Source organism: Amycolatopsis sp. SID8362, assembly GCF_010550475.1.
GTDB classification, from domain to species: Bacteria; Actinomycetota; Actinomycetes; order Mycobacteriales; family Pseudonocardiaceae; genus Amycolatopsis; species Amycolatopsis eburnea.
On record NZ_JAAGNB010000183.1, the window covers coordinates 1 to 11,063 of the forward strand.

Genomic DNA, 11,063 nt, shown 5'->3' on the forward strand with positions numbered 1-11,063 from the left:
ACGCGCTGGCAACGTAGGATAAGGGTTGCGCTCGTTGCGGGACTTAACCCAACATCTCACGACACGAGCTGACGACAGCCATGCACCACCTGTACACCAACCACAAGGGAAGCCCCATCTCTGGGGATGTCTGGCGCATGTCAAGCCCAGGTAAGGTTCTTCGCGTTGCATCGAATTAATCCACATGCTCCGCCGCTTGTGCGGGCCCCCGTCAATTCCTTTGAGTTTTAGCCTTGCGGCCGTACTCCCCAGGCGGGGCGCTTAATGCGTTAGCTACGGCACGGACAACGTGGATGTCGCCCACACCTAGCGCCCAACGTTTACAGCGTGGACTACCAGGGTATCTAATCCTGTTCGCTCCCCACGCTTTCGCTCCTCAGCGTCAGTATCGGCCCAGAGACCCGCCTTCGCCACCGGTGTTCCTCCTGATATCTGCGCATTTCACCGCTACACCAGGAATTCCAGTCTCCCCTACCGAACTCAAGTCTGCCCGTATCGACCGCACGCTCCACGTTAAGCGTGGAGATTTCACGGCCGACGCGACAAACCGCCTACGAGCTCTTTACGCCCAATAAATCCGGACAACGCTCGCACCCTACGTATTACCGCGGCTGCTGGCACGTAGTTAGCCGGTGCTTCTTATCCAGGTACCGTCACTTGCGCTTCGTCCCTGGCGAAAGAGGTTTACAACCCGAAGGCCGTCATCCCTCACGCGGCGTCGCTGCATCAGGCTTGCGCCCATTGTGCAATATTCCCCACTGCTGCCTCCCGTAGGAGTCTGGGCCGTGTCTCAGTCCCAGTGTGGCCGGTCACCCTCTCAGGCCGGCTACCCGTCGTCGCCTTGGTAGGCCATTACCCCACCAACAAGCTGATAGGCCGCGGGTTCATCCTGCACCGCCAGAACTTTCAACAACCCTGGATGCCCAGAGTTGTGATATCCGGTATTAGACCTCGTTTCCAAGGCTTATCCCAGAGTGCAGGGCAGATTACCCACGTGTTACTCACCCGTTCGCCACTCATCCACACCCGAAGGTGCTTCAGCGTTCGACTTGCATGTGTTAAGCACGCCGCCAGCGTTCGTCCTGAGCCAGGATCAAACTCTCCAACAATGAACAGTTCAATCGAGGCAATTTCTTGCTTCTCAAAGGAAACCCCGACGAGGGGGTTTCATATATAAGCTCTACTGGCTTAGTTCACTAGCACACTGTTGAGTTCTCAAGCAACACACTTCGGACCGCCGCGCCGCGAAGCGCCTTGGTCTTCGGCTTTTGTTTCAAGCTTTGTTCCAGGGATACCACCCTGGTTCGGGACCACCCACTCTACCACGACTGTGGGAGCTTGGTTCGTGTTCCCGGCGGCCACCCGGTTTCCCTGGCGACTTGGAGAACTTTACATGCCCCCGAAACCCCCTCGCACAGGGGGGTCCCTTTTATCGCGTCAGGCCGCTGACCTGCACCGATCGGCGCTCACGCCGGCTGGGGCTCGCCGTGCGTCGCGACGACCGTCAGCGCGACGAGCGCGGCCGCCAGGAGCGCGGTGACGTGGATGGGCGCCGGTGTGAAGGACGCCGCCAGGACGAGGACCGCCGTCACCGGGAAGCCGATGGCGATCGGGCGGCACTCGTTGGTCGGGCCGATGTGCAGCAGCCACACGCTCAACAGGAACACCGCGACCGGCACCGTGGTCGGCAGCGCCGCCGCCACCCCGCCGAGGTGCAGCGTCCCCGTGTCGTAGGCGACCGCCACCTCGAGCCCCGCGCCCACCGCCGCGGCCGAACCGAAGATGAAGTAGTGGCCGTAGCCCCAGCTCATCGACGTGAACATGGTCGGGCGGCGGACGAGCCGCGCGTGGCCCGGGCGGTCGAAGTACAGCCACCACATCGAGAACACCAGCACGAGCGCGGCCGCGGCCAGCGAGATCAGCGCGCCGAGGTGGCCCGGCTCGGCGGTCCCCTCCTTGAGCGCGTTCGTCGCGCTGAGGATGACCTCGCCGAGCACGATCAGGGTGAACAGGCCGTACCGCTCGGCGATGTGGTGCGGGTGCCACGTCGTCCCGTGCCGGCGTTCCGCCCACACCGGCACCGCCATCTCCAGGACGGCGAACACGACGAACGCGGGCAGCTGGGCACCGTGCGGCACCCACAGGAAGGCGACCCACAGCAGCTGGACCACCGAGATGCCGGCCGCGTACCGCAGCGCGGACGGCCGGCACTCCCGGTCGGCCCGCGCGGCGCGCAGCCACTGGACCACCAGGGCCAGCCGCATCAGGACGTAGCCCGCGACCATCAGCCGGAAGTCGCCTTCGAAGGCGCTCGACACCGCCGCCGCCACGGTCAGGCCGCCGGCGATCTGCACCAGCGTCGCCAGCCGGTACGGCACGTCGTCGGTGTCGAACGCCGAGGCGAACCAGCTGAAGTTCAGCCAGCCCCACCAGATCGCGAAGAACACCATCGCGAAGGACAGGACGCCGTGGCCGAAATGACCTTCGGCGAGGGCGTGGTGCAGCTGCGCGGCCGCCTGGCCGACGGCGACCACGAAACAGAGGTCGAACAGGAGTTCCAGCGGCGTCGCGACGCGGTGGTGCTCGCCGCGGTCACGGGATCGCATGGGACGGCGCCACACCCTGGTCGCCGGCCGTGACGGCTGCTCGGTCATCGGTGCTCCCCGGGCTCGGGTCTCTCGGACGCCGTCATCCCAGCATGATCACGAGCCGGAGCCCAGCCGCGACACGAAGAACGGGCGGGCCCGGTTCCCCCTCACCCGGGCCCGCCCGCGCCGTCACGCGCCGGCGGCACCGGCGGGCAGCCCTTCCGCGAGTGCCGGACGGTCCCCCGCGGACGCCGACGACTCACTGGACGGAAGGTGACCGAGTGTGTCCATTCCCTCGAACTCCGGACGCCTCGATCGCTCAAGCCGGTCACCCCATCCCCGGGTGGCCGACTGATTGCCACTGTCGGTAGCCGAAGCCGCGCAGTGAAGGCTCCATAAGATCTACCCGGTTGCTCTGCGTAGCACCAGAGAATTCGCGCGCTCGTCACCCGGATGGAGCATCGCGAATCTGCGGAAAGTAGTCTCTCAACCTCGCTGGATGTCCGCGGCCGAGGTTTCGGCTTCCCGCTTCTCGCGTTCCTCTACCGAGGCGCGTTGCCGGCGCGCCCGCAGCTCGGCGATCGCCAGTGCCAGCGCGCCGCACGTCATGGCGGCCGCGCAGCAGAGCGCCACGGTCAGCGCGATCGGGTACGCGAGCCCGGCGCCGACCACCGCGCCGAACACCGAGGCGAGCACCGCGGTCCCGATCGCGGTGCCGATCCGCTGCCCGGTCTGCAACGCGCCGCCCGCGACGCCGGCCATCCGGACCGGCACGCATTCGAGCGTCAACGTCGTGTTCGGCGAGATCACCATCCCGCCGCCGACACCCGCGAACAGCAGCGGAAGCGCGAAGGCCCAGCCGGACGCCGCGGGCGGGACCAGCTCGGCGAGCAGCGCGACGACCAGCAGGCCGAGGGCGACCACGGCCAGCCCGGTCACGGTGAGCAACCGGCCAAGGCGGGGCACCAGCCGCCCGGCGACGGCCGCGGAGACCGCCGAGCCGAGCGCGAACGGCGTCACCGAGAGCCCCGACTGCAGGGGCGAGTAGCCGAGCCCCTGCTGGAAGAACATGGCGAAGACCAGCCAGATCCCGGCGAACCCGCAGAAGTAGAGCGCGCCGACCGCCGCGCCGGCGGCGTAGCCCGGGGTGCCGGTGAACAACCGCGTGTCCAGCAGCGGCGTCCGCCCGCGCCGGGACACCCGGTGCTCCCACCACGCGAAGGCGGCGCCGAAGACGAGGGCGACGGGGAACAGCCACCACAGCCGCGCGAGGCCGTGGTTGTCGGATTCGACGACCGGCAGGAGCACGCCGAGCACCGCGATCGCCAGCAGCACGATGCCGGCGAAGTCGATCTCCGACCGGAGCCTGAGCCGCTTCTTCTCGCTGCGCGGCAGCAGCCGCAGGGCCAGCGCGAACGCGAGCACGCCGATCGGGACGTTGACGTAGAACACCCAGCGCCAGCCGTCCTGGGCGCCGAAGGCCGCGATGATGGCGCCGCCGAGGATCGGCCCGACCGCGGTCGAAATGCCGACGACCGCGCCGAACATCCCGAACGCGCGGCCGCGCTCGGCCCCGCGGAAGAGGTCCTGGATCAGGCCGGTGTTCTGCGGGGTCAGCATGCCCGCCGCGACGCCCTGGGCGAGCCGGGCGATGACCAGCGTCGTCTCGTTCGGGGCCGCGCCGGCCAGCGCGCTGGTGACGACGAACGCGGCCAGGGCGCCGAGGAACATGTTCCGGCGGCCGAACGCGTCGCCGAGGCGCCCGCCGGTGACCAGGACCAGGCCGAACGCCAGCGCGTACCCGGACACGACCCAGCGGATCCCGCCGCTGCTCGCGTGCAGCCCCGCCTGCATCGACGGGAGGGCGACGTTGACGATGCTGACGTCGAGCAGGCCCATGAACCCGGCCGTCAGCGAGACGGCAAGCGCTTTCCAGCGGCGGGGATCGGGTTCGTGGGTCATCGTGTTCAGCAAACACGAAAGGCGGGAGCCGCGCGCGTTGTGCGCGTGACTCCCGCCTTGTCGCGGCTCACGTCGAAGCGGTGATGCCCCGGATGCCCTTGAGCTCGCCGATCAGCATCGAGCTGACCTTCACCGGGTAGTCGTGGAGCGCGAACACCGTCTGGTTCCGCCCCACCAGCTTGAGGTGGACCTGCGTTTCGCCCTTGTGCGCGAGCAGCGTGGACCGCAGCTCGCTGACGACCGACTGGTCGATCTTCTCCGCCGCGGCCAGCAGGACCAGCGGCGGCTCGTCGTCGCCGCTGCCGGTGCCGACCTCGGACAGGTCGAGCGTCGCGAGGCCGCCGCCGAAGATGGACATCTTGTCTTCGCGCCAGTTGACCCGGCCCTTGACCAGCACCGCGTTGTCCTCGATCAGCTCACCCGAGAACAGCGCGTACGACTTCGGGAAGAACAGCACCTCGAGCGAGGCGTCCATGTCCTCGACCGTGCAGATCGCCCAGGGCTCGCCCTTCTTGTTGACCCGCCGCTCCAGCGACGTGATCAGCCCGGAGATGACGATCTCGCCTTCCCGCGGCGGATCGGCGAGGATCGCGGCGATCGGCTTCGGGGCGTGCTTGCGCAGGATCCGCTCGGCGCCGTCCAGCGGGTGCGCCGAGACGTACAGGCCGAGCATCTCCCGCTCGTAGGCGAGCAGCTGCTTGCGCGGGTACTCCTCCTCGCCGAACTTCAGGTGCGCGAGCGGCGACGACGACGGGGCCGCCTCGCCCTCGTCCCCGCCGAAGCCGAACAGGTCGAACTGGCCCATCGCCTCCTGGCGCTTGAGCGGGACGACGGCTTCGACGGCGTCCTCGTGGACCTGGATCATCGACAGCCGGGTGTGGCCGAGGGAGTCGAACCCGCCCGCCTTGATCAGCGACTCGATGACCCGCTTGTTGCAGGCCACGAGCTCGGACTTGTCGAGGAAGTCGGTGAAGGAGGCGTACTTGCCCTTCTCCTCGCGGGTCTTGATGATCGACTCGACGACGTTCGCCCCGACGTTGCGGACGGCACCCATGCCGAAGCGGATGTCGTCCCCGACGGCCGCGAACCGCAGGGCCGACTCGTTGACGTCCGGCGGCAGCACCTTGATGCCGAGGCGGCGGCACTCGGACAGGTAGACCGCCGACTTGTCCTTGTTGTCGCCGACCGAGGTCAGCAGCGCGGCCATGTACTCCGGGGTGAAGTTCGCCTTGAGGTACGCGGTCCAGTAGGAGACCAGGCCGTACGCGGCCGCGTGGCTCTTGTTGAACGCGTAGCCGGCGAACGGGAGGATCGTGTCCCAAAGCGCCTTGATCGCCTCGGTCGAGAAGCCGCCGGGCCGCAGCTCGCTGGCCTTCATGCCGGCCTCGAAGCCCTCGTACTCGAGGTCGAGGACTTCCTTCTTCTTCTTGCCCATCGCGCGGCGGAGCACGTCCGCGCGCCCCATCGTGTACCCGGCCACCTTCTGGCCGATGTGCATGATCTGCTCTTGGTAGACGATCAGGCCGTAGGTGTCGGCCAGGATCTCGCGCAGCGGCTCGTCGAGCTCCGGGTGGATCGGCTTGACCTTCTGCCGGTTGTTCTTCCGGTCCGCGTAGTCGTTGTGCGCGTTCATGCCCATCGGGCCGGGGCGGTACAGCGCGCCGACCGCGACGATGTCGTCGAAGACCGTGGGCTCCATCCGGCGGAGCAGGTCACGCATCGGCCCGCCGTCCAGCTGGAACACGCCGAGCGTGTCGCCGCGGGCGAGCAGCTTGTACGTCTCGGGGTCGTCGACGCCGAGGGTGTCGAGGTCGATGTCGATCCCGCGGTTGGCCTTGATGTTGTCGATCGCGTCGCCGATGACCGTCAGGTTCCGCAGGCCGAGGAAGTCCATCTTCAGCAGGCCGATGGCCTCGCACGACGGGTAGTCCCAGCCGGTGATGATCGAGCCGTCGTCGCGCTGCCAGAGCGGGATCGCGTCGGTCAGCGGGTCGCAGGACATGATGACCGCGCAGGCGTGCACGCCCGCGTTGCGGATCAGGCCCTCGAGGCCGCGGGCGGTCTCGAAGATCGTCTTGCACTCTTCGTCGGTCTCGACGAGCGCGCGGACCTCGGCGGCCTCGCCGTAGCGCTCGTGCTTCGGGTCGACGATGCCCGAGAGCGGGATGTCCTTCGCCATGATCGGCGGCGGGAGCGCCTTGGAGATCTTGTCCGCGATCGCGTAGCCGGGCTGGCCGAAGTGGACCCGCGCGGAGTCCTTGATCGCGGCCTTGGTCTTAATGGTGCCGAAGGTGATGACCTGGGCGACCTTGTCCGCGCCGTACTTCTCGGTCGCGTACCGGATCATCTCGCCGCGCCGGCGGTCGTCGAAGTCGATGTCGATATCGGGCATCGAGACGCGCTCGGGGTTCAGGAACCGCTCGAACAGCAGCTTCTGCGGGATCGGGTCCAGGTTCGTGATACCGAGGACGTACGCGACGAGCGAGCCGGCGGCCGAACCACGGCCCGGGCCGACGCGGATGCCGACCCGGCGGGCGTAGCTGATGAGGTCGGCGACGATGAGGAAGTACGCCGGGAAGCCCTTGCCGATGATGACGTCGAGCTCGATCTCGATGCGCTCGTTGTAGTACTCGTCCGGCACGCCGTCCGGGAAGCGCCACTTGAGACCGCGCTTGACCTCCTCGCGCAGCCAGCCGCCCTGGTCGTAGCCCTCGGGCACCTCGAAGAACGGCAGCCGGTCCTTGTGCGCGTAGACCTCTTCGTAGGACTGGACGCGCTCGGCGATCATCAGCGTGGTGTCGGCCGCGCCGGGGACCTCCTTGTCCCAGTACTCGCGCATGTCCGCGGCGGACTTGAGGTAGTAGCCGTCGCCGTCGAACTTGAACCGCGTCGGGTCGTTGAGGGTCTTGCCCGCCTGGACGCACAGCAGCGCCGAGTGCGTGTCCGCCTGGTCCTTGGTGACGTAGTGCGAGTCGTTCGTCGCGAGCGGCTTGAGGTCGAGCAGGCGGCCGACCTCGAGCAGGCCCTCGCGGACCGACCGCTCGATCGGCAGGCCGTGGTCCATCAGCTCGAGGAAGAAGTTGTCCGCGCCGAAGATGTCCTTGTAGTCGGACGCGGCCTGGATCGCCGCCTCCTTCTGGCCCAGCCGCAGCCGGGTCTGCACCTCGCCGGACGGGCAGCCCGTGGTGGCGATGATGCCTTCGTGGTTTTCGGAGATCAGCTCGCGGTCCATCCGGGGCTTGCGGTAGTAGCCCTGCATGCTGGCCAGCGAGGACAGCTTGAAGAGGTTCCGCAGCCCGGTGGCGTTCTCGGCGAGCATGGTCATGTGCGTGTACGCACCGCCACCGGAGACGTCGCCGCCCTCACCGAACTCGTCCGAGCCGCGCTGGTTGGCCTGGCCCCAGAAGACGGGCTTCTTGTGGAACCGGCTCTCCGGCGCGATGTAGGCCTCGATGCCGATGATCGGCTTGATGCCGGCCTTCTTGGCCTGCTGGTAGAACTCGTCGCCGCCGTACATGTTGCCGTGGTCGGTCATCCCGACCGCGGGCATGCCGAGGCGCGCCGCCTCCGCGAAGAGGGGGGCGATCTTCGCCGCACCGTCGAGCATCGAGTACTCGGTGTGGACGTGCAGGTGGACGAAAGAATCGTTCGACACCAGCGAAAACCTCCCCTGTCTGGATCGGACCGGCGCGCCCGGGTCCCCCAGCCTATCCCGCACTCGCCGGGCTCGATTGTGCGCCTCCGGGGCCCGCTCCGGGTGGCGCGACGCGCCCTCATTTCGGGCGGTGGTGATCACGGCACGGGGCGCGTCCGGACGGCGGGCTCCGACGACGTGAATGACTCATTCCTGTCCTCCGACGACATGAATGAGTCATTCACGTCGTCCGGTGAGGTGGGCCACACCCGCCCGGCCCCGCGTTGACAGCCGCTGCCCCGGCACCGAGCATTCCCCGCATGAACCTGTCTGACAGCCAGACAGCCGGACAAGGTGGTCCTCGCCGGGTGAGCGCCATGGAAGCCGTGCTGGCCCACCTGCGGCAGCTGATCGAACGCGGGGAGTACCCCGTCGGCGCGAAGCTTCCCTCCGAAGCGTCCCTGAGCAGGGAGTTCGAGGTCAGCCGGTCGGTCATCCGGGAAGCGCTCCGCGGGCTGCAGGCCCTCGGCATGACCGAGTCGAAGACCGGCAAGGGCACCTTCGTCACCGCCACCGGGCCCGCCGAGAACCCGACCTTCGGGCCGTACTCCGCCCGCGACCTCATCGAGGTGCGGCGGCACGTGGAGATCCCCGTCGCGGGCTACGCGGCCGCCCGGCGGAGCCAGGACGACCTCGACCTGCTCGGCCACCTCGTCGAGCGGATGGACGCCGAGACCGACAACACCGCGTGGGTCGCGCTCGACTCGCTCTTCCACATCACCATCGCCCAGGCCTCGGGCAACCCCGTGTTCGGGAAGGTGATCGAGGAGATCCGGGACGCGCTCGCCCGCCAGTCCGCGTTCCTGAACCAGCTCGGCGACCGGCGGCGGCAGTCGAACGTCGAACACCGCGAGATCGTCACGGCCATCGCGAGCGGCGACCAGGAACAAGCCGTCGAGGCCATGACCGCGCACCTCACGCACGTCGAAGCCACTCTGACCAGCATCGTGAACGGGGACCAGTGACCGAACAGACCCTGACGGCCACCACCGCGGACGCGGGCGACGCCGGCTACCGCAAGTCCCTCAAGCCGCGGCACGTGAACCTGATCGCCATCGGCGGGGCCATCGGCACCGGCCTGTTCCTCGGCGCCGGCGGCCGGCTCGCCCAAGCCGGGCCGGCGCTGGCCATCGTCTACGCCGTCTGCGGGCTCTTCGCGTTCTTCGTCGTCCGCGCGCTCGGCGAGCTGATCCTGTACCGGCCCTCCAGCGGCGCCTTCGTCTCCTACGCCCGCGAGTTCATGGGCGAGAAGGGCGCGTACGTCGCCGGCTGGATGCACTTCCTCAACTGGTCGACCACCGGCATCGCCGACATCACGGCGATCGCGCTCTACGCGCACTTCTGGTCGTTCTTCTCGCCGGTCCCGCAGTGGGTGCTCGCGCTGATCGCGCTCGCCGTGGTCCTGACGCTCAACCTCGTCTCGGTGAAGCTGTTCGGCGAGATGGAGTTCTGGTTCGCCATCGTCAAGGTCGCCGCACTCGTGCTGTTCATGGCGATCGGGATCTTCCTGCTGGTGACGCAGACGCCGATCGACGGCGCCGCACCCGGCCCGCAGCTGATCACCGAGCACGGCGGCATCTTCCCCACCGGGCTGCTGCCGATGGTGCTGATCGTCCAGGGTGTCGTGTTCGCCTACGCCTCGGTCGAGCTGGTCGGCGTCGCGGCGGGCGAGACCGAGAACCCCGAGAAGATCATGCCGAAGGCGATCAACTCCATCATGTGGCGCATCGCGGTCTTCTACGTCGGTTCGGTCGTGCTGCTGGCGATGCTGCTGCCGTGGAGTTCCTACACGAAGGACCAGAGCCCGTTCGTCACCGTGCTGTCCCACCTCGGCGTGCCCGCCGCGGACAGCGTGATGAACCTGGTCGTGCTCACCGCCGCGCTGTCCAGCCTGAACTCCGGCCTCTACTCCACCGGCCGGATCCTGCGGTCGATGGCGATGGCGGGCTCGGCGCCGAAGTTCACCGGCGTGATGAACCGCAACCACGTCCCCTACGGCGGGATCCTGCTCACCGCGGCCGTCTGCGTGCTGGGCGTCGGGCTCAACTACGTCGTGCCGAAGGACGCCTTCGACATCGTCCTGAACTTCGCCGCGATCGGCATCCTCGCCACCTGGGCCATCATCGTGCTCTGCCACCTGCTGTTCGTCCGCAAGGCCGAGCGCGAGGGCGTCGAGCGGCCGTCGTTCCGGCTGCCGTTCTCGCCGTACACCGAGATCGCGACGCTGGTGTTCCTCGCCGCCGTCGTCGTCCTGATGGGCTTCGACGAGACCGGCCGGATCACCCTCCTGGCGCTGCCCGCGATCCTGGTCGCGCTGGTCGCCGGCTGGTTCGCCGTGCGCAAGCGGATCGACATGCGCGCGTTCGACGAGGAGGGCGTGTGAGCCACGAACCCCTGGTCGAGCTGGTCCGCGACGGTCTCGTCGAAGGGGTGCACCACGGCTCCCTCGTCGTCCTCGCGCCGGACGGCTCGACGCTGTTCGCCGCGGGTGAGCCGGACGCCCCGATGTACCCGCGGTCGACGGCGAAACCGCTGCAGGCCACGGCGATGGCGCGGCTCGGCCTGCGCCTGTCCCCCGCCGGCTTCGCGATCGCGGCGGCCAGCCACTCCGGCGAGCCGATGCACCTCGACGCCGCGCTCGACGTCCTCGGCGGCCGCTCCCCCGGCGCACTCGGCAACCCGGCCGACTTCCCGTACGACCCCGTCGAGCGCGACCACTGGATCGCGACCGGCCGCGCGCCGAGCCGCCTGGCGCACAACTGCTCCGGCAAGCACGCGGCGATGCTCGCGACCTGCGAGCTGAACGGCTGGGCGGCCGA

The 11,063-nt window shown here is 68.3% G+C and carries 6 protein-coding genes and 1 rRNA gene; 3 read left to right on the forward strand and 4 right to left on the reverse strand.

The genetic code is table 11. The features are described from left to right. From G3I65_RS06675 to dnaE, 4 genes are all read right to left on the reverse strand, one after another. Positions 1-1,109: ribosomal RNA gene (locus G3I65_RS06675) — 16S ribosomal RNA — on the reverse strand; the annotation flags it as partial. Between the two features lie 357 nt (positions 1,110-1,466). After that, positions 1,467-2,654: a low temperature requirement protein A gene (locus tag G3I65_RS06680; RefSeq protein WP_160695301.1), complete on the reverse strand. Its 1,188-nt coding sequence runs from the start codon at positions 2,652-2,654 to the stop codon at positions 1,467-1,469. A gap of 420 nt (positions 2,655-3,074) precedes the next feature. Further along, entirely contained in the window at positions 3,075-4,550 is a 1,476-nt protein-coding gene (locus tag G3I65_RS06685) for an MFS transporter (protein ID WP_160695302.1), read from the reverse strand. A 67-nt stretch (positions 4,551-4,617) separates the two neighbouring features. Beyond that, positions 4,618-8,205 carry a DNA polymerase III subunit alpha gene (gene dnaE, locus G3I65_RS06690; RefSeq protein ID WP_160695303.1) on the reverse strand — a complete coding sequence of 1,196 codons (3,588 nt, stop codon included), beginning with the start codon at positions 8,203-8,205 and terminating at the stop codon, positions 4,618-4,620. A 356-nt stretch (positions 8,206-8,561) separates the two neighbouring features. On the opposite strand from dnaE, the gene G3I65_RS06695 reads away from it, so the two are divergent. The 3 genes from G3I65_RS06695 to G3I65_RS06705 all read left to right on the forward strand — a co-directional run. After that, on the forward strand, positions 8,562-9,209 hold the full coding sequence (locus G3I65_RS06695; protein ID WP_160695306.1) for a FadR/GntR family transcriptional regulator: 648 nt from the start codon (positions 8,562-8,564) through the stop codon (positions 9,207-9,209). Next, the gene (locus G3I65_RS06700) at positions 9,206-10,627 is read left to right on the forward strand and encodes an amino acid permease (protein ID WP_160695304.1); all 1,422 of its coding nucleotides are present in this window, start codon (positions 9,206-9,208) and stop codon (positions 10,625-10,627) included. Before G3I65_RS06695 ends, G3I65_RS06700 begins: the two co-directional genes overlap by 4 nt. Continuing rightward, on the forward strand, positions 10,624-11,063 hold a 440-nt coding region (locus G3I65_RS06705; RefSeq protein ID WP_160695305.1), incomplete at its 3' end, for an asparaginase. The genes G3I65_RS06700 and G3I65_RS06705, both read left to right, overlap by 4 nt.